The 18,150-nt window shown below is 39.6% G+C and carries 19 protein-coding genes and 1 other annotated feature; of the genes, 5 read left to right on the top strand and 14 right to left on the bottom strand.

The window, feature by feature from the left end:
* Window positions 1-36: 36 nt before the first annotated feature.
* Window positions 37-405 carry a hypothetical protein gene (locus ADH54_RS02415; protein WP_049523949.1) on the bottom strand — a complete coding sequence of 123 codons (369 nt, stop codon included), beginning with the start codon at window positions 403-405 and terminating at the stop codon, window positions 37-39.
* A 541-nt stretch (window positions 406-946) separates the two neighbouring features.
* On the opposite strand from ADH54_RS02415, the gene ADH54_RS02410 reads away from it, so the two are divergent.
* The 4 genes from ADH54_RS02410 to ADH54_RS02395 all read left to right on the top strand — a co-directional run bounded on the left by ADH54_RS02410 (window position 947) and on the right by ADH54_RS02395 (window position 4,202).
* A complete protein-coding gene (locus tag ADH54_RS02410; protein WP_049523912.1) occupies window positions 947-1,378 on the top strand; it encodes an Rrf2 family transcriptional regulator in 432 nt (143 codons plus the stop codon).
* 89 nt (window positions 1,379-1,467) lie between these two features.
* On the top strand, window positions 1,468-2,472 hold the full coding sequence (locus ADH54_RS02405) for an NADP-dependent oxidoreductase (RefSeq protein WP_049523911.1): 1,005 nt from the start codon (window positions 1,468-1,470) through the stop codon (window positions 2,470-2,472).
* A 13-nt stretch (window positions 2,473-2,485) separates the two neighbouring features.
* Window positions 2,486-3,322 (top strand): alpha/beta fold hydrolase, encoded by an 837-nt coding sequence (locus ADH54_RS02400; protein ID WP_049523910.1) that lies wholly within the window; start codon window positions 2,486-2,488, stop codon window positions 3,320-3,322.
* A gap of 1 nt (window position 3,323) precedes the next feature.
* Complete coding sequence (locus ADH54_RS02395) at window positions 3,324-4,202, top strand: SDR family NAD(P)-dependent oxidoreductase (RefSeq protein ID WP_049523909.1); 879 nt, start codon at window positions 3,324-3,326, stop codon at window positions 4,200-4,202.
* Window positions 4,203-4,418: 216 nt separating this feature from the next.
* On the opposite strand, the gene ADH54_RS02385 is transcribed toward ADH54_RS02395, so the two are convergent.
* From ADH54_RS02385 to ADH54_RS02360, 6 genes are all read right to left on the bottom strand, one after another.
* On the bottom strand, window positions 4,419-5,738 hold the full coding sequence (locus ADH54_RS02385) for a glycoside hydrolase family 32 protein (RefSeq protein WP_049523907.1): 1,320 nt from the start codon (window positions 5,736-5,738) through the stop codon (window positions 4,419-4,421).
* Between the two features lie 9 nt (window positions 5,739-5,747).
* Complete coding sequence (locus ADH54_RS02380) at window positions 5,748-6,593, bottom strand: carbohydrate ABC transporter permease (RefSeq protein ID WP_000819520.1); 846 nt, start codon at window positions 6,591-6,593, stop codon at window positions 5,748-5,750.
* Between the two features lies 1 nt (window position 6,594).
* The gene (locus ADH54_RS02375) at window positions 6,595-7,497 is read right to left on the bottom strand and encodes a carbohydrate ABC transporter permease (protein ID WP_000032532.1); all 903 of its coding nucleotides are present in this window, start codon (window positions 7,495-7,497) and stop codon (window positions 6,595-6,597) included.
* Between the two features lie 95 nt (window positions 7,498-7,592).
* Entirely contained in the window at window positions 7,593-8,903 is a 1,311-nt protein-coding gene (locus ADH54_RS02370) for an ABC transporter substrate-binding protein (RefSeq protein WP_049523906.1), read from the bottom strand.
* Window positions 8,904-9,029: 126 nt separating this feature from the next.
* On the bottom strand, window positions 9,030-10,025 hold the full coding sequence (locus ADH54_RS02365) for a LacI family DNA-binding transcriptional regulator (protein ID WP_049523905.1): 996 nt from the start codon (window positions 10,023-10,025) through the stop codon (window positions 9,030-9,032).
* Between the two features lie 180 nt (window positions 10,026-10,205).
* Entirely contained in the window at window positions 10,206-10,661 is a 456-nt protein-coding gene (locus tag ADH54_RS02360; RefSeq protein ID WP_049523904.1) for a GNAT family N-acetyltransferase, read from the bottom strand.
* A gap of 69 nt (window positions 10,662-10,730) precedes the next feature.
* Here ADH54_RS02360 and ADH54_RS02355 point away from each other — a divergent pair, with 69 nt between their 5' ends.
* Window positions 10,731-11,390, top strand: coding sequence for a prepilin peptidase (locus tag ADH54_RS02355; RefSeq protein WP_049523903.1), 660 nt, complete (start codon window positions 10,731-10,733; stop codon window positions 11,388-11,390).
* On the opposite strand, the gene trpA is transcribed toward ADH54_RS02355, so the two are convergent.
* From trpA to trpE, 7 genes are read right to left on the bottom strand one after another with little or no spacing between them, the layout of a single operon-like run.
* Window positions 11,362-12,138, bottom strand: a complete 777-nt coding sequence (gene trpA, locus ADH54_RS02350) for a tryptophan synthase subunit alpha (RefSeq protein WP_049523902.1) — start codon at window positions 12,136-12,138, stop codon at window positions 11,362-11,364. The two genes, ADH54_RS02355 and trpA, sit on opposite strands and share 29 nt — an antisense overlap.
* On the bottom strand, window positions 12,131-13,354 hold the full coding sequence (gene trpB / locus ADH54_RS02345; protein ID WP_049523901.1) for a tryptophan synthase subunit beta: 1,224 nt from the start codon (window positions 13,352-13,354) through the stop codon (window positions 12,131-12,133). The genes trpA and trpB overlap by 8 nt, the downstream gene beginning before the upstream one ends.
* The gene (locus ADH54_RS02340; protein WP_049523900.1) at window positions 13,332-13,931 is read right to left on the bottom strand and encodes a phosphoribosylanthranilate isomerase; all 600 of its coding nucleotides are present in this window, start codon (window positions 13,929-13,931) and stop codon (window positions 13,332-13,334) included. Before ADH54_RS02340 ends, trpB begins: the two co-directional genes overlap by 23 nt.
* Window positions 13,918-14,685 (bottom strand): indole-3-glycerol phosphate synthase TrpC, encoded by a 768-nt coding sequence (gene trpC / locus ADH54_RS02335; RefSeq protein WP_049523899.1) that lies wholly within the window; start codon window positions 14,683-14,685, stop codon window positions 13,918-13,920. Before trpC ends, ADH54_RS02340 begins: the two co-directional genes overlap by 14 nt.
* A complete protein-coding gene (gene trpD, locus ADH54_RS02330) occupies window positions 14,682-15,686 on the bottom strand; it encodes an anthranilate phosphoribosyltransferase (RefSeq protein ID WP_049523898.1) in 1,005 nt (334 codons plus the stop codon). The genes trpC and trpD overlap by 4 nt, the downstream gene beginning before the upstream one ends.
* Before the next feature lie 10 nt (window positions 15,687-15,696).
* Window positions 15,697-16,263, bottom strand: a complete 567-nt coding sequence (locus tag ADH54_RS02325) for an aminodeoxychorismate/anthranilate synthase component II (RefSeq protein WP_000601896.1) — start codon at window positions 16,261-16,263, stop codon at window positions 15,697-15,699.
* Window positions 16,260-17,621: an anthranilate synthase component I gene (gene trpE, locus ADH54_RS02320; protein ID WP_049523897.1), complete on the bottom strand. Its 1,362-nt coding sequence runs from the start codon at window positions 17,619-17,621 to the stop codon at window positions 16,260-16,262. The genes ADH54_RS02325 and trpE overlap by 4 nt, the downstream gene beginning before the upstream one ends.
* Before the next feature lie 74 nt (window positions 17,622-17,695).
* Window positions 17,696-17,921: a binding site (T-box leader), on the bottom strand.
* Window positions 17,922-18,150: the final 229 nt, after the last annotated feature.

Raw genomic sequence — 18,150 nt, 5'->3', positions numbered from 1 at the left:
CATGCTAAAAATTATAATAGATGGAATAAGCATCTATTATAGGTCAATATTTATGCCTTCATTTTTTAATTTGTAAGCCTTTAAAACCATTCGAATAATGAATGAACGATAGACTGTTCTTTTCATATCTAATATGGAATTAAAATGGTTTCTAATGTGAGACATTGTAGTTATTGTACTATCAGACAAATTAAGTGTTGTAGGATTAACTGAAGTATAATCTGCCAAAATTTCATCAAACTTAGGTTGCATTTGAACAAATTCCCAATCCACGTTATGAAACTTAGAACTAAAATATTCAAAAATTTCATCAACGATTACTCCTGATGTTTTGTCTTCACCTTTTTTTAAATATTCTAATTTTAATTCTTCTAAAACAACGCGAGCTTCTTTAGATAATCTCATTTGAATCCTCATTATAGAGCCTCCTTTCTAATAATTTTGCAAGTTGAAAAAGCTTGATTCTTTGTTCAATCTTGACTACTCATCAACTATAACATAATTTTTTTAAAAGGTCAAGGAAGAAAGTTGATTTTTTTAAATTTAATTAGTTTCGCATTAATTTTAAAATTACAAACTACCTAATTGTATTTTCTGCCGAGAATTTGTCGTGAATTACAATGTCCATAAACTCATATACCTACTTTTAGAATAAGAAAAGCCTCAAAAATAAATAATCACTTAATACTATGTATCATAATATACTTGTAGGGGGCATCTAAATACAACAGGAAAAGCCTTGTAATAAGGCTTTTTTTCGTATCTGTTCTACTTTTGTTCTACCAATGGATATTAAAGATATAATTTTGTGAACGCCCTTTCCAGACATCTCTAATCTGATTGCACTTAAAATTTTAAAAGATTTAATACAAAAGTCTTGCTTTTCTTTTTATTTATGATATACTTGTTCTTGTATCTGATACATGTTTATCAAAAAGGAGTTCAGATGGATACAAAATTCTCAGTTGCTTTGCATATCTTAACAATGATTAGTGAAAGCAAGGATACATTAAGTTCTCAGGCATTGGCTACTAGTGTTGGGACTAACGCTAGTTACATTCGAAAAGTGATTGCCTTATTGAAAAATGCAGATTTGATTCATTCCCAGCAAGGAAAAACAGGCTATCAACTCAGTAAGTCTCCAAAGAAAATGACTTTACTAGAGATCTACTATGCTACTCAAGAAATCAATCACATTAGTTTATTCCCTGTTCATCAAAATAGCAATCCTGATTGCCCTGTTGGAAAACATATTCAAGGAGCAGTTTCACCGCTTTTCGCTAGTGCCGAATCTCAATTAGAGAAGGAATTAGCAAACCAAACCTTAGAAGATGTCATTGACAATCTATATAAACAAGCCAAACAAGTCCGAAACTGATTTGATAGCAAGTCAAGTCAGTTTTTACTGGAAACAGAATGTACTTGTATTAGATACAGGTATATGAAATAAAAAGAAAAGAGAAAACAATGAAAGCCGCACAACACACCACTTATAACAAAAACAATATCACACTGAACATCACTGAAGTCGCTAAAGCAAGTATCACAGACAAACAAGTCTTGGTGAAAGTATCCGCAGCTGGTGTTAATCCTCTCGATAACATGATCTCTCGTGGTGAGGTTAAGATGATTGTTCCTTACAAACTTCCTCAAACTGCTGGTAATGAGGTCGTTGGAATCGTTGAAAGCATTGGCAAGCAAGTTGACAACTTTCAGATAGGAGATCGTGTCTTTGGCCGTCTGCCACTTGATCATATCGGCGCCTTTGCAGAATACGTAGCTGTCGATAGCCAAGCCTTAGCCAAGGTTCCAGACTATCTATCAGACGAGGAAGCTGCTGCTGTTCCGCTTACTGCCTTGACTATCATGCAGGCTCTTGACCTCATGGGCGCTCAAGCTGGGAAAACGATCTTTATTTCTGGTGGTACTGGAGGTGTCGGTGGAATGGCCATTCCGATTGCCAAAGCCAAAGGTTTGAAGGTCATTACCAACGGTTCTGGAGATAGTGCTGAGCGTGTCTTGAAACTAGGAGCAGATAGATTTATCGATTACAAAACAGAGGATTATACAAAGACTGTTAGTGAGGTGGATTATGTCCTCGATACACTTGGTGGGGCTGAAACTGAAAAACAAATGTCTATCATGAAAAAAGGTGGTCATCTTGTTTCACTTCGTGCCATGCCAAACGGTGCCTTTGCCAAACGCATGAATCTACCAAAATGGAAACAGATTATTCTAGGCCTAGCAGGTCGCAAATTTGATAAGATGGCGGAAAAATATGGCGTCCACTACCATTTTATCTTTGTAGAAAGCAATGGCGCTCAATTACAAGAGGTAGCTGACCTCTTTAGTAAATTAGAAATCAAACCCTCTATCGATACAGTTTATCCATTTGAAGAGGTAAATAGCGCATTAGACAAAGTCGCTAATGGTCGCTCACGTGGAAAAACAGTCCTCAGCTTTAAGAAATAAAAAGGAAAACACAATGTCATATCTTACTACAAAAAATCAATACATCTCAGTCGACGGGAACAAAATCGCTTATCGCGAACTTAGTAAAGGCAAATCAAAACTACCTCTTCTGATGCTAGTCCATTTGGCAGCAACTCTCGATAACTGGGATCCAAAACTATTAGACTTAATTGCTGAAAAGCACCATGTCATTGTAGTCGATCTTCCTGGAGTCGGAGCCAGTCAGGGCAAAGTTGCTTCGACGATTCCTGGAATGGCTAAGCAGACAATTGACTTCGTAAAAGCGCTTGGTTACGATAAAATCAATCTTCTTGGCCTTTCTATGGGAGGTATGATTGCCCAAGAAATCATCCGAATAAATCCTACTCTAGTCAATCGTTTAATCTTGGCTGGAACAGGACCTCGAGGTGGAAAAGAGGTCGATAAGGTCACAGGGAAAACCTTTAACTATATGTTTAAAGCGGGACTCGAGCGCATCGATCCTAAACGCTATATCTTCTATAATCATGATGAACAAGGGAAAATTGAAGCTTTGAAAGTCCTAGGACGAATGGGGATGAGAACAAAGGAATTTGCGGATAAAGACATGAACCTATCAGGATTCCTAACTCAACTCAAAGCTATTAAACGGTGGGGGAAAGATCCTCAAGACGACCTAAAATTTATCACTCAACCAACCTTAATCGTCAACGGGGATAATGATATGCAGGTTCCAACAGAAAATTCTTATGATATGCATGAGAAAATAAAAGATAGTAAGCTCATTATCTATCCACATGCTGGTCACGGTTCGATTTTCCAATATGCAGAGGAGTTTTCAAAAAAACTCATTGCTTTCTTGGAGGACTAAGATGGTCAAAACGATTCTGATTACAGGTGCTACTGACGGTATCGGTAAACATTTGGCAAAGAAATTAGCCAGTGAAGGGCATCATGTCATCCTCCATGGTCGCAATCCTCAAAAACTTGAGCTGGCGCTTCAAGAGGTTCGGGCAGTTTCCTTGAGAGGCAGAGTTTCTAACTACCTTGCAGATTTTTCCGAATTAGCCGATGTTTATCGATTTGTAGAGGAAATCAAGCGAGACTTTTCAAAGATCGATGTCTTGTTTAACAATGCAGGCCTTTATGCTGGAAAAGAACGAAAAGCGAGTTCTGAAAATGTCGAGTTGACTTTTATGCTATCTGTTCTGGTTCCCTATATGTTAACAACTGAGCTAAGTCCCTTGTTAGAAAAAGCGCCTGACGGTCGTATTATCAATACTTCTTCCTATATGCATCATTTTGCCAAGGTCAAGGATTTAGACTTTGGATTTGAGAACAACTATAATCCCGGTTTGGCCTACAATAATTCCAAACTTTACACTATTTGGATGACACGCTATCTGGCCAGAGAATTCTTTCTAAAAGGTTCAAGCATCACCATCAATGCCTATCATCCAGGTTTGATTTCAACCAACTTAGGGAATGATTCCAGTGATGAAAAGACGAAAAAGTCTCTCTTCGGACGCTTGATGAAGTCATTTTCCAAAAATCTAGACGAGGGAATTGAAACAGGCTACTATCTTACATTTTCAGAAGAAGTCACTGGTTTGACTGGCTACTATTTTGATGATAAAACTGTCAAAACAGTTTCTGAAAAAGGCTATACTTTTGAGAAAGCTCGAGATTTAATCAATTACTGTAATGATAAAATTGAGTTGTTTAAACAGAAATATGCTCTGCTTAATTAGAAAAAAATTCTCTTTCTATTTTGCTAGAAAGAGAACTTTTTCTTTAGGAGAAATAACTTATACTCAATGAAAATCAAAGAGCAAACTAGGAAGCTAGTCGCAGGTTGCTCAAAGCACTGCTTTGAGGTTGTAGATAGAACTGACGAAGTCGGTAACATCTACACGGTAAGGCGACGCTGACGTGGTTTGAATTTGATTTTCGAAGAGTATTAATTTTTAATCGATTCGTGATAGCTCAGCTGGCACTGTTAAGTAATAGGTTGCCGTCAAGCTTGCTTCACCTTGATTGACAAAAATCTCGATGGAATTTTTATCTAGAACAACTTCCAATTCTTTAGCTTCAATATCTACATACCGTCGGCTAGTGTCCTGTTCTTCTTCACCTAGAATTTTTTGAACAAGATGGCTACGATCAATGTAAACTTGCTGCGCATTACTGTCATAACCAAATTCAAGATAATCTGTATCATTTCCTAAGTGGTAATGACAATCTTTATCTATTTGGATTTGATATTGGCCTTTTTTAACAGGGAATTGTCTTAGTTTGCCATCTTCCAATCTTAGAATTCTAGGTAAAGTCATGGCACATGCCCATTTGTGTTCTTGGTCATGGGTTGGAAGGGTACGCCCCCATGTCTGCATCCAAGCAATCAGGATACGACGATTTTGATCGTCCAACAATGTTTGAGGCGCATAGAAGTCTTGGCCATGATCAATTTCTTGAACTGATTCTGAGATAAAACGTTTTTCTCCCCAATCTACCTTACCCGTGAACAAAACCGATGAGTTGATATTATGATATGAGTCTCCCTCACGCTGATAACGCATGGGTGACATAATAAGGCAATCCTTCCCATCTAACTCAAAGTAATCTGGGCATTCCCACATAAATCCTTGGTGTTCTACCCCTTTTAAAAAGATGGATTCGAACTGCCATTCTACTAGGTTATCGGACCCTAGTAGAACGATACAGCCCACATTATCCTTGTGTTTGGCAGCTACTACGGAATAATAGCGTCCATCTTTTTCAAAGAGTTTTGGATCACGGAAATCAGCAGCAATTAACTCATCTGGCAAGTCTGCACCAGTTGCAACTGGATTTTGTTCAATCTTTTCAAAGTGAATCCCGTCGTCTGAAAATGCTATATTTTGTACTTGACGAACACCGGTTTCTTCTTCGATATGCCCAGTATACATGAGCCATAGGCGATCATCCCTGACAATGGCAGAGCCAGAGAAGCAACCATTGCGGTCATAATCTTGGTCAGGAGCAAGTGCCACTGGCAAGTGCTCCCAAGTCACCAAGTCCTTACTCTTAGCATGACCCCAGTGCATAGACCCCCAAACACTATCATAAGGATAGAATTGATAAAAGAGATGGTACTCTCCACGAAAATAGACAAATCCATTTGGATCATTGATCCAACCAATCTCAGCTGAAAAATGTTCTTCAGGCTTATATTGAGTATTAACGAGATGTTTATTTTCTGCTATAAAACGATTGGCTTTTTCTACTGTAAATGTTTTATTTATCATAAGTATATCCTATTTTATTCCAGTTCCGGAACCACCCAGACCTTGAACAATATATTTCTGAGCGACTACATAGACCAAAATCAACGGAATCGTTGAAATAGTTAATACAGCCATTACCTGATTGATATAAACTGGTTGAGTTGTATTAATAGTTGTAATTGCAACCTGCATTGAAAATTTAGAAGAATCTGTCAAAACCATCAATGGCCAAATATAATCATTCCAGCTTGAAATAAATGATAAAACGCCAACTGTAGCAACTGCAGGTTTAGACATTGGAAGCATAATTCTAAAGAAAATTCTAACGATACTTGCTCCGTCCATCTTTGCAGACTCAAGAATCTCTTCTGGAATTGCAATAAAGAAATTCCTAAATAAGTAAATATTAAATACACTCGCCAATCCTGGAATAATAACTGCAAGACGATTATTGACCAAACCTAAGGAATTGATAATGGTAAATTGTGGAATTAACACAGTTTCTACTGGAATAATAAGTAAAGCAAGTAAGAAACCAAATAAAATTTTCTTACCTGAAAAATTGACTTTTGCAAAAGCGAAACCGGCCAGTGCATTGACAATAATAGAACCAATAGCAAACGTTCCAGCATAAAAAATGCTGTTCCCTAGATAGGTAAAAATACTAAATCGCTCAAATACTTCCTGATAAGGTTTAAACCAATCAGCGGGATTTAAACTTGGTAAGAAGGCTTGCCAACTAGTTAAATTTTTATAAACATCCGCTTCTGGCTTCATGGCTGAAACTACCATCCAAACCATAGGAAAAAGGAAGAGTCCTGCCAATAGGGTTAACAGAATATATTCTAAGATTGTTGTTGGTTTAAATCGTTTCATCTTAGTCATCCTCCTTCAGAACGCGACGTTGCACTAAGCTAATCATACCAATTAACGTTGTAAATACTAAAGCGATTGAGCTAGAATATCCTACAAGACGATCAGTAAAACCTTGTTGATAAATATAGTACACCATAGTAATTGTTGAGTTTAATGGCCCACCTTGCGTCATAACCATTGGTTGTACAATTAGCTTAAAAGCAGAAATTAAAGTTGTTAACAATACAAACAGGGCTGTTGGTTTTAGTAGGGGCATCGTGATATAACGAAACTGAGCCCATTTTGAGAATCCATCTAATTCAGCAGCTTCATAGACATCTTGTGGAATATTCTGCATTCCTCCTAAAAATAAAAGCATCTGATAACCTGCACCCTGCCAAGCAGAAACAAAAACAATTGCATACATAGCTTGTTTAGGACTAGTCAAGAAAGGTTGAGAAGCAATACCTACCTTATTTAAAATAGCATTTAATAAGCCACTATTTGGATTTAAAAGATAAAGCCAAAGAATAGAAATAACTACCAAGGACATGACAACTGGAGCAAAAAAAGCCACTTTAAAAAACATATTCCCTTTGCGCTTTTTATTAACAATCAAAGCCATTCCTAAGGCCGCTCCCAATTGAACTGGAATAATCCAAACAACAAATTTCAAAGTATTCAAGAAGCTCTTTAAGAAAATCGGATCTTTTGTTAATCGAATAAAATTTTCAAGTCCAACAAATTTTCTTTCATCTGGTGTCAACAAATAATAATCTGTAAAAGCGTAATAAATGACCATTCCAACTGGAATTACTAAAAAGATACCTAATAAAATTAAAGCTGGAGCTAAAAAACTATAACCTAGTATGTTATCCTTTATTTTTTCACGTCTTTTTGTATCCACAACAGTTTCTTTACTCATATCCATCTCCTTTAATCATATATATCAAACTAGGCTATTAACAAGAAAGGGGAAGGTAGTTCCAAACATTTTCCTTCCACCTTCTTTTTTACAGATTATTTGAGTGACTGATCAATAGCAGTTTGCATTTCTTTTGTACGAGTATCCAAGACTTTTTGCACATTTGGATTTTCTTCATAATAGCTGATATCTTGCATCGCTTGTTGAAAAGCTCTAGAAACCTGAGGATATGCTACGACAACTGGGCGAGCATGAGCTGTTTTTGAATTTTGTTCCATCAAGAAACGCATTGGTTCGGACACTTTATCTTTGATATTTTCAATTGTAGATTTACGAATTGGAAGGACCGAATTCCCCAAGCTAATAATTTCACTTGATTCTGTATTTGTAGCAAATTTAACAAATTCAGATGCAGCCTCTTTTTTATCAGATTTTGTCGTCACAGCTAATTGCCAACTACCTGAAGGGGATACTAATTTTTTCGTCTTACTAGACACTGGGTAAGGAAGGATACCAAAATCAATATCTTTGTAGTTTGTATTCATGTCAGCAATCGTCCAAGAACCACTCAAAAGCATTGGATACTCTCCTGTTTCAAAACCTTTTTCGACTGGACTAACAGTTGTATAACCTTCTTTTACAAGATTTTGAATGAATTGAACTGCTTCTACACTCTCTTTGGAGTTGAAGTATCCTTCTGCCTTTGTTCCATCTTCGTTTACGACAGAACCATTATTTGACCAAATCAACGGCATATAAGCATATGGTAACATTTCATCGTTTGAATTAATACGAAAATCAATTGCCGGTTTGTTATAATGATCTTTCAATTTTTTAGCAATCGTATTAAATTCATCCCATGTCCATGGCTTTTCTAGCGTTGGAAGCTCTGATTCCGCAATTCCGACCTCTTTGAACATTTTTTTGTTGTAATAAACACCAACATTCGATTCAGAAAATCCAAATGCATAGAATTTGCCATCATAAGTTCCTTGTTGTTTAATACTGTCCAAAACATCATCCATATTATTATCTTTTAGATAATCATCTAGCGGAGTAATCACTTTAGATTTTGCATAAGCTGCCGTATTTGGTCCATCAAGGGTAATAACATCTGGAAGACTATTAGTCGTGATAGCAGCATTAACCTTGTCTTCATATCCTCCACCACTACCACTACGAGGAATGTACTCAGTTACAACTTTGTACTTACTTTTTCCTGATTGATTAAAGTTGTCAACAACTTTTTGCCAAGCTTTTCCTTCATTGGTTTCGTCAGAGAATTGTACCCAGACTTTAATATCATTTGAAGAACTCGCTTGTTTTGAGTTAGTTCCTCCACTACAACCTGCAAGTATAGCTAACGATAGCCCCGCAACAACAGATAACATTGTACCTTTACGCATTATTTTCCTCCTTTTTGAAACGTTTCATTTTTTATTTATTTTTTAAACAAGCTTCTAGCCTGTTTTTGAAACGTTTCATTTATTGATTATATTATAACAGCGCTTTCATTAATTGTCAAGCGCTTTTTAAATTTTTTTTGTTGTTTTATCTCCCCAAAAATATGTGGGAATTACGATTCGTTTTTCTAGAATCTCTTCTCGATTAATCATTTTCAGTATCATTGCAACAGATTCTTTTGCCATCATACCAATATCTTGAACTATTGTAGACACTAGATAAGATTGATCGACAGAAGTTTTTAAACCATCAAACCCAATTATCTGGTAATCATAAGGTGCTATTTTCCCCAGTTCTTTCATAACACTAATAACTCTCAGAGCCATCATATCATTTATTGTAAATATACCATCAATTTCTTTATGAGATTGCAAAAAAACTCTTATCTGATCTTCAGGATTTATTAAAGGTTCTTTCATTTCAAAATTATAGACATCTACTCCTAATTCCTTAGCTTTTTCTCTGAATCCTTTACTTCTGAGTATAGTCTCATTCTCATACATATTAATTGAACCAATAAAAGCAAGGTGCTTATTATCCCTTCTAACTAGTTCCTCTGCTGCAGTTTGTCCTCCTTTGTAATTTGCTGAAGTAACATAGCATACATTTTCCGAAAAATGTCTATCTATACTTACAAACGGTAAATCAGATAAAATATATTTGTCAATATCAGAATATGTAATACCAATAATTCCATCCACTTTATTTTGTTTCAACATTTCGATATATTCGATTTCATTTTGTGAATCGCTATCAGCGTTACAAATAAATAATTTATAATTATATTTTAATAACTCTTTCTCAACATGATAGGCAAACTCCGAGAAAAATGGATGCCATATGCTCGGAATAATCAAAGCGATAGTTTCTGTTCTATTCTTTTTCATACCTCGAGCATAATTATCAGGGATATAGTCCAATGTTTTTATAGCCCTTTGAACTTTCCTTAAAGTTACTTCTTTAATACCTTTTTCTTTATTAATGACACGTGAAACAGTTCCAACACTAACTCCTGCTTCTAAAGCAACATCTTTCATGGTAATTGATTTTTTTTGTTCTACCATATTATCGCCTCCTTTCAATATATAGTATCATGCAAACGTTTTTTTAGCAACTATTTCTCAATCGTTTTTGGTCAGATCATTTATCCCATCATGAATAAAATCACTCCAATTAGCTTTTGAAAATACTTCAATTTTCATGTGTAAACATCTACATAAAACAGGAAAAGACTTTGTCTGCTTCTATCTCCCCTTTTTCATGATGTATTTCCGTTCGGGTGACTCAATGATTTCTACGATTTCAAATCCTTCTTTTTGATAGAGGTGCTTGGCTGCTTGATTTGCCTCGAAGACATTTAGAGAAATAGTATCTATGTCTTCATTTTCAAAGGCCAAACTAACAAATTTCCTTAAAGCCTGGCTACCTAAGCCCTGCCCCTGTTTCTGGGGATTGATAAAAAATCTCCCTATATGAAGATTCCTGTCTTCTAGCCTGATTTTCTGGACAAGCCCCACAAACTCTTGTCCTTCAAAGATTGAAAAAATTCCTTCTAAATCTTGCAAGGCTTGAAGGGTCAGTGGAAAAGGAATCTTTGGTCCCATCCATTGTTCTTGAAAAGCTTTGCCAAGAGAGTTGGACCATTGGCATACGAGCTGAGCGTTTTCTCTGCTCACCTTTTCTTCAAAACGAATTGTCATCTTGACCTCACCACCTTATCTATATTTCTCCATTATACTACTTCTCCTATTTTTTACGAATAGATAAGTATGATTGATATTTATTTTTTTCTTGTCGGGAGCATTATCGCTTCCTTTCTTGGTCTGGTCATTGACCGTTTTCCTGAGCAATCCATTATCCATCCGGCTAGTCACTGCGATGCCTGTCAGACTCGCTTGCGTCTCTTAGATTTGATTCCTATCCTCTCGCAGGTCTTTAATCGCTTTCACTGTCGCTACTGCAAGACTCCTTATCCTGTCTGGTATGCCCTCTTTGAACTAGGCTTAGGACTCATCTTTCTGCTTTACTCTTGGGAATTACTTTCCTTGAGTCAAGTCATCCTAATCACTGCTGGTTTGACCTTGGGCATCTACGACTTTCGCCATCAGGAATATCCCTTACTGGTCTGGATGACTTTCCACCTAATCCTCATGGCTTCCTCTGGCTGGAATCTAGTCATGGTCTTCCTCCTTGTTCTTGGAATTTTGGCTCATTTTATCGATATCCGCATGGGCGCAGGGGATTTTCTCTTTTTAGCTTCCTGCTCTCTCGTCTTTAGTGTGACCGAATTACTGATCTTGATTCAGTTTGCTTCTGCAACAGGAATTCTTTCCTTTCTCCTACAAAAGAAAAAGGAAAGACTTCCTTTCGTGCCTTTCCTCTTACTCGCTGCTTGTGTAATTATTTTTGGTAAGCTACTGCTTGTTTGATAAAGTCCTGAATCGGCTCTCCTTGGTGGAGAGCTTTTACGATTTTCGAGCCAACGATAACGCCATCTGACACCGCATTGAAGCGTTCTACATCGGCTTGACTAGATACGCCAAATCCTGTCAAGACTGGAATCTCGGCCACTTGATGAAGTTGTGCCAAGTGCTTGTCCAAATCTGCACGGTAATTGCCTGATTTTCCTGTCACCCCATTGATAGCAACGGCATAGACAAATCCTTCTGCCCCATCAATCAACTCTTTCTGGCGCTCAATTCCTGTTGTCAAACTAACTAGAGGAATCAAGGCCATGTCTGTATCTGCCAAAAATGGTTCTACAAAGTTGGCATGCTCATGAGGCAGGTCTGGAATAATCAAGCCCTTAACCGCTGTATCTGCCAAATCTTTGACAAAGTTCTCCACACCGTACTGAAAGAGGGGGTTGAAGTAGGTCATGATGACCAGTGGAATCTCTGTTTCAATGGTTTTCAAGGTTTCAACCAAAGCTTGTGTCGAAGTCCCGTGGGATAAACTACGCAAGCCAGCTTCTTCGATCACAGGTCCATCTGCAACAGGGTCTGAAAAGGGAATGCCCACTTCAATGGCTGAAACACCCAAATCTTCTAAAAAGTGGATTGTTTCAGCGAGTCCATTCAAACCTTTCTCGTGGTCTCCAGCCATGATATAGGGAACGAAAATTCCTTTTTCAGCTGCTTTAATAGTGTTCAATTTTTCTGTTAGTGTCTTAGGCATGAGCTTCTCCCTTCTTTGCTGCATCTGCTTCCAAGCGGTCCTTGACTTGAACCACATCCTTGTCCCCACGACCTGATAGACAGACAATCATGGACTTGTCTGGTCCAAGTTCTTTGGCCAATTTCACTGCAAAGGCGATGGCATGGCTAGATTCCAAGGCTGGGATAATCCCTTCCACACGAGATAAGAGTTGGAATCCATCCAAGGCTTCTTCGTCTGTCACAGGGACATAGCTGGCACGTTTAATATCGTGGTAATGAGAATGTTCTGGACCGATACCAGGATAGTCCAAACCTGCTGAGATAGAGAAGGCTTCAAGAATTTGACCATGGGCATCTTGGAGCACATCCATGAGAGAACCGTGAAGAACACCAGGACGCCCCTTAGTCAAGGTAGCTGCGTGGTGCTCCGTATCCACACCAAGTCCAGCCGCTTCAGCCCCATACATAGCTACAGACTCATCTTCTACAAATGGATGGAAGAGCCCGATAGCATTAGAACCACCACCAACACAGGCTACTAGGGCATCTGGCAGATCTTGACCTGTCATATCGCGATACTGTTGTTTAGCTTCTCGACCAATGACACTTTGGAAGTCACGAACGATTTCTGGGAATGGATGAGGTCCCAAGGCAGAACCAAGGATATAGTGGGTATCATCGATATTAGCCACCCATGAACGAAGGGCTGCATTGACCGCATCCTTGAGCACGCGCGAACCGTCTGTCACTGCCTCAACCTTGGCTCCCAAAAGCTCCATACGGAAGACATTGAGGGCTTGGCGTTTGACATCTTCCTCACCCATGTAGATAGTACATTCCATGTTAAAGAGGGCTGCAGCAGTTGCAGTTGCCACACCGTGCTGACCAGCACCTGTTTCAGCGATAATTTTCTTTTTACCCATGCGTTTGGCAAGCAAAACTTGTCCCAAGGCATTGTTAATCTTGTGGGCCCCTGTATGGTTGAGGTCTTCACGTTTGAGATAAATCTTGGCTCCGCCAATATGCTGGGTCAAATTTTTTGCGTAGTAAAGGGGAGTTTCACGCCCCACATACTGGCGTAAGAGTTGGTTTAATTCCTCTTGGAAACTTGGGTCTGCCTGACTTTCACGGTAAGCCTTCTCCAACTCCAAAACTGCTGTCATCAATGTTTCTGGGACAAAACGTCCACCGAATTTTCCGTAAAATCCATCTTTATTTGGTTCTTGATATGCCATTCTTTACCCTCTCTATAAATCTTCTAATCTTTTCATGATCTTTTTGTCCGTCTGTCTCCACTCCGCTCGATACATCGACTGCATAGGGAGTAAAGTGTTGAATTGCTTTTACTACATTGTCTTCATTAAGCCCACCTGCGATAAAGAAAGGCTGAGTTAGTCCAATCGTATCCAGTTGAGCCCAGTCAAAGGTCTGACCACTCCCAGCCACAGGGGCATCAAAGAGTAGATAGTCTGCCTGAGAATTGGGCACATGACCCTCTCCATCCACCTGCACAGCCTGAATACTGGCACAAGGCAAATCCTCAAACAAATCATCTGCCACCTGACCGTGAACTTGAACTAAGTCCAAGCTAACTTTGTCAATCGCTTCTAGCAGTTCTGCCCGACTTGGTGAAACAAATACACCAACCTTTTTGACATCTGCAGGAATAAGCTTTGCCAGCTCAGCAGCCTGATCCAAGGTCACCTGTCTTTTACTAGGTGTAAAGACAAAACCGATGTAGTCGGCTCCTGCTGAAACGGCTATTTCCACCGCTTCTTTGGTTGATAATCCGCAAATTTTAACCTTTGTCAATCTGCAACTCCTTGATTCTCTGGGCCACATCTTCTGCCTGCATAAGAGCTGTCCCTACTAAAATTCCGTTAAAGAATGGCGCTACTCGTTCCGCATCCTGTCCTGTGAAAATAGCAGATTCAGAAATGTACAAGCAATCATCTTTGAAATGTTTAGCCAAGTCTACACTGGTCTGCAAGTCAACTTCAAAGGTTGTCAAGTTGCGGTTGTTGACCCCGATAATCTGGGCACCAAGTCTATGAGCCACCTCTAGTTCAGCAAGATTATGCGTTTCCACCAAGACTTCCAGACCAAGCTCTGTCGCATAGTCATAAAGTTCCTTGAGACGTTCTTCTGACAAGGCGGCCACAATGAGTAGGATGACCGTTGCACCCGCATTACGAGCGCGGATGATTTGCTTTTCATCGATAATAAAGTCCTTGTTAAGCGTCGGAATCTGTACCTGACTGGAAATCTCCCGTAGATAATCCAAATGTCCTTTAAAGAAAACTTCATCTGTCAGAACAGAAATCATCACTGCACCATTTGCTTCATAAGTCTGGGCCTGTTGCACAATATCCACATCGAGATTGATATCTCCCAGACTAGGGCTAGCCTTCTTAACTTCAGCGATTACCTGTAGACGGTCTTGGTGTTGTTTTAGATAGTCAGCCAAGCGATAGGTCTGGCGCAGGGGCTGAATTTCCTCCAGCTCCGTCTGCTCAACCTCACGCGCCTTCTGCTCCAAGATTCGTGCTAAAAATTCCTGACTCATTTTTGGTACTCCTGTAACAGTCTGAGTTTTTCAAGGGCCTTGCCACTAGCAATGACTTGACGAGCTAAGGCAACTCCTTCCTTGATACTAGCTACTTTACCATTAGCATAGAAACCAAGACCAGCATTTAAAACTGTCGTTTCCAAGAATGGACTTGCTTCATTTTTAAGAACGCTGAGCAAAATTTCTGCATTTTCCTGAGCATTCCCTCCACGAATATCGTCGATAGCGTAGCCTTCCATTCCCAAATCCTCTGGAGTAAAGCTTGACAAGGTGATTTCGCCATTTTCAAGAAGTGCAATCTTGGTTGTCCCGTTCAAGCCGGCTTCATCCAATCCTTCTGGTCCAGCAACCACGATGGCACGCTTGCGACCCATATTTTTCAAAACCTGAGCTGTACTTTCTAGAAGTTCTGGACGACTAATTCCAAGAAGCTGTGTTTCCAAAGCCATTGGATGAATCAGGGGACCAGTCAAGTTCATGATTGTTGGAATTCCTAGTTCCAAACGAGCTGGCATGATGTATTTCATTGCTGGGTGCATATTTTTAGCGAAGAGAAAGACGATGCCAGTTTTATCAAAGACCTTACCTAGTTCAGCTGGTTTGAGGTCTAGGTTGATCCCCAAGGCTTCGAGGACATCTGCAGAACCAGATTTAGAAGAAATCGAGCGGTTACCATGTTTTGCCATGTGAACACCACCACCAGCCAAGACAAAGGCTGCAGTTGTTGAGATGTTAAAGCTGAAAGACTTATCCCCACCAGTACCACAGTTGTCCATGGCATCATGAATCTCAGTTGGAATATGTTGGGCATGCCCTCTCATGACTTGGGCAATGGCTGTGCGTTCTTCAGGTGTTTCCCCCTTCATCTTAAGAGCTAAGAGGAGAGAAGCAATCTGCGCTTCCGTTACACGCCCAGTTACGATACGCTCAATGACATCCGTCATTTCCACACCTGATAAATTTTCAAATTTTGCTAGTTTTTCAATAATCTCTTTCATCCTAGTTTCCTCACTTTACAACCTTCTCGATAAAATTCCGAATAGAAGACAAGCCATCTGGCGTTCCAATGCTCTCTGGATGGTACTGGAAACCATAAATCGGTAGGTTTTTATGTTGAATCCCCATGATGGCTTGGTCATCAGTCGAACGAGCTGTCACTTCAAAGTCTTCTGGCATTTCTTCAATCAAAATACTGTGATAACGCATGACTGCACGGCCATCCTCGATACCTTGATACAAAACAGATGGCGCTTCAAAGCTGATATGGCTCTGTTTCCCATGCATGACTTTTGGAGCCAAACCTAACTTACCACCAAAGACTTCTGCAATGGCTTGGTGGCCCAAACAAATCCCAAGAATCGGCTTCTTGCCAGCAAAATCACGAATCATGTCTTCCATCTTTCCAGCATCAACTGGCCAACCAGGACCAGGAGAAAAGACCAGACCATCTGCTTTTTCAGCTTCTTCATACAGCTTGGGATCATCATTTCTCAATACCTGCACTTCTGCAAAATTCCCAATGTATTGGGCCAAGTTATAGGTAAAAGAATCATAGTTGTCAATCAATAAAATCATGGTCTTAGTTCTCCAATTCTAGTCATAGATTTTGCTTTGTTAATGGTTTCTTGGTATTCGTTTTGGGCGATGGAGTCGTAGACAATCCCTGCCCCAGCCTGAACATAGGCTGTTTGATTTTTGAGAATCATCGTTCGGATGGCAATGGCGAAATCCATATCACCCGTCGCAGACAAGTAGCCGATTGCTCCTGCGTATACGCCACGTTTTTCTGTTTCAAGTTCATAGATGCGTCTCATCGCTCGAATCTTTGGTGCTCCTGACACTGTTCCAGCTGGAAGTGTTGATTTCAAGGCATCCATAGCAGTGAGTTCTGGAAGCAAACGCCCTTTCACCACGCTGGTCAAATGCATAACATAGCGGAAGAGCTCCACTTCCATATACTTGGTAACTTGGACACTTGCCGTTTCAGAGATGCGGCCAATATCGTTGCGCCCCAAGTCTACCAACATCCGATGTTCTGCTGTTTCCTTCTCATCAGAAAGCAGGTCAGTCGCCAAAGCCTTGTCTTCTTCATCCGTTGTTCCTCTTGGTCGTGTACCAGCAATCGGATTGGTTGTCACGATACCATTTTTGACTGAAACCAAACTTTCAGGACTAGCTCCGATGATTTGATAATCCCCAAAATCATAGAAATAAAGGTAATTAGAAGGATTAGTCACGCGGAGATTTCTGTAGAAGTCAAATGGATTTCCAGTAACTTCTGCTGAGAAGCGCTGACTGAGTACACATTGGAACATATCGCCATTACGAATCAAGTCACGAGCTGTTTCCACCATTTCCTCAAACTTCTGAGGAGCGATATGCGGTTTGAAGTCCAGTGGAGATAGATCCAAGTCTTCAAATTCATTTGGAGCAGGAATGCGTAATTCCTCAAGCACTTGGTTCAAGGCTTCTTCCAAGTCTTCTTGGCTACGCTCACTATAGAGAGCATCCTCGATGACATGGATTTTTTCCTTCTTGTGGTCAAAGACAATGTAACTCTCATAGACGAAGAAATGCATGTCTGGCGTTCCAATGGTATCCTCAGGAATTTGACCAATTTCTTCATAGAGCGAAATCATATCGTAACCAACAAAGCCAATAGCTCCCCCACCAAAAGGTAGATCTGAGTGGTTCTGGCTCTTATGAGTCACTTCATAAAGGAAATCCAAGGGATCCCGATCAATCACTTGCCCATTTTGATAAAGAACTCCATTTTCAAACTTAATCTCAAAAACTGGATTATAAGCTAAGATAGAAAAACGAGCTGTTTCCTTGTCTCTCGGAATACTCTCTAAGATCACCTTGTGTTGCCCCTTTAGGCGCATATAAGCCAATATTGGTGATAAGACATCTCCATGAATGATTCGTTCCATTGTAATTTCCCTTTCAGTTCTACTTCTAGTCCGTGGCGACTATATGAAAAATCCCCACGCAAAATAACTTCTTGCGTGAGGACGAAATTCGCGGTGCCACCTCAATTATAGGATTTCTCCTATCTCTCATTCCTGTCTCAGAAACCTCTTGTAACAGGCTGTGCGATAAAGGGCACTCCCTTGAGAATTATGTTTTCTTCTCTTGTTTCAGATGGACCCAACCTTACAACTTTCTCTACTTGTTTCCAGCAACCACAAGCTCTCTGTGAGAGAAAAGACTGTAATTTTTCCATCTATTATTTTTTAGCTTCTAGGTAGTCCGCAATCGCAGCTACGTCCTTGTCTCCACGCCCAGAGACATTGATGATGAGATTTTTATTTCGGTACACCTTTACTAGCTTGTTTCGTATTAATCCGTCCTTTTTGTTTGCTTTTAGTGGTAGTCAAGGAGCTGCAGATAGAACTCAATACTCTTCGAAAATCAAATTCAAACCACGTCAACGTCGCCTTGCCGTACTCAAGTACAGCC

It is taken from the genome of Streptococcus pseudopneumoniae (genome assembly GCF_001072315.1).
Taxonomy (GTDB): domain Bacteria; phylum Bacillota; class Bacilli; order Lactobacillales; family Streptococcaceae; genus Streptococcus; species Streptococcus pseudopneumoniae_R.
This window is presented reverse-complemented; position numbering and strand designations above follow the sequence as displayed.

Excerpts from the sequence above, each read along its gene's own strand:
- ADH54_RS02415 (WP_049523949.1), bottom strand. The coding sequence starts at position 405 with ATGAGATTATCTAAAGAAGCTCGCGTTGTTTTAGAAGAATTAAAATTA.
- ADH54_RS02410 (WP_049523912.1), top strand. The coding sequence starts at position 947 with ATGGATACAAAATTCTCAGTTGCTTTGCATATCTTAACAATGATTAGT.
- ADH54_RS02405 (WP_049523911.1), top strand. The coding sequence starts at position 1,468 with ATGAAAGCCGCACAACACACCACTTATAACAAAAACAATATCACACTG.
- ADH54_RS02400 (WP_049523910.1), top strand. The coding sequence starts at position 2,486 with ATGTCATATCTTACTACAAAAAATCAATACATCTCAGTCGACGGGAAC.
- ADH54_RS02395 (WP_049523909.1), top strand. The coding sequence starts at position 3,324 with ATGGTCAAAACGATTCTGATTACAGGTGCTACTGACGGTATCGGTAAA.
- ADH54_RS02385 (WP_049523907.1), bottom strand. The coding sequence starts at position 5,738 with ATGATAAATAAAACATTTACAGTAGAAAAAGCCAATCGTTTTATAGCA.
- ADH54_RS02380 (WP_000819520.1), bottom strand. The coding sequence starts at position 6,593 with ATGAAACGATTTAAACCAACAACAATCTTAGAATATATTCTGTTAACC.
- ADH54_RS02375 (WP_000032532.1), bottom strand. The coding sequence starts at position 7,497 with ATGAGTAAAGAAACTGTTGTGGATACAAAAAGACGTGAAAAAATAAAG.
- ADH54_RS02370 (WP_049523906.1), bottom strand. The coding sequence starts at position 8,903 with ATGCGTAAAGGTACAATGTTATCTGTTGTTGCGGGGCTATCGTTAGCT.
- ADH54_RS02365 (WP_049523905.1), bottom strand. The coding sequence starts at position 10,025 with ATGGTAGAACAAAAAAAATCAATTACCATGAAAGATGTTGCTTTAGAA.
- ADH54_RS02360 (WP_049523904.1), bottom strand. The coding sequence starts at position 10,661 with ATGACAATTCGTTTTGAAGAAAAGGTGAGCAGAGAAAACGCTCAGCTC.
- ADH54_RS02355 (WP_049523903.1), top strand. The coding sequence starts at position 10,731 with ATGATTGATATTTATTTTTTTCTTGTCGGGAGCATTATCGCTTCCTTT.
- trpA (WP_049523902.1), bottom strand. The coding sequence starts at position 12,138 with ATGCCTAAGACACTAACAGAAAAATTGAACACTATTAAAGCAGCTGAA.
- trpB (WP_049523901.1), bottom strand. The coding sequence starts at position 13,354 with ATGGCATATCAAGAACCAAATAAAGATGGATTTTACGGAAAATTCGGT.
- trpC (WP_049523899.1), bottom strand. The coding sequence starts at position 14,685 with ATGAGTCAGGAATTTTTAGCACGAATCTTGGAGCAGAAGGCGCGTGAG.
- trpD (WP_049523898.1), bottom strand. The coding sequence starts at position 15,686 with ATGAAAGAGATTATTGAAAAACTAGCAAAATTTGAAAATTTATCAGGT.
- ADH54_RS02325 (WP_000601896.1), bottom strand. The coding sequence starts at position 16,263 with ATGATTTTATTGATTGACAACTATGATTCTTTTACCTATAACTTGGCC.
- trpE (WP_049523897.1), bottom strand. The coding sequence starts at position 17,621 with ATGGAACGAATCATTCATGGAGATGTCTTATCACCAATATTGGCTTAT.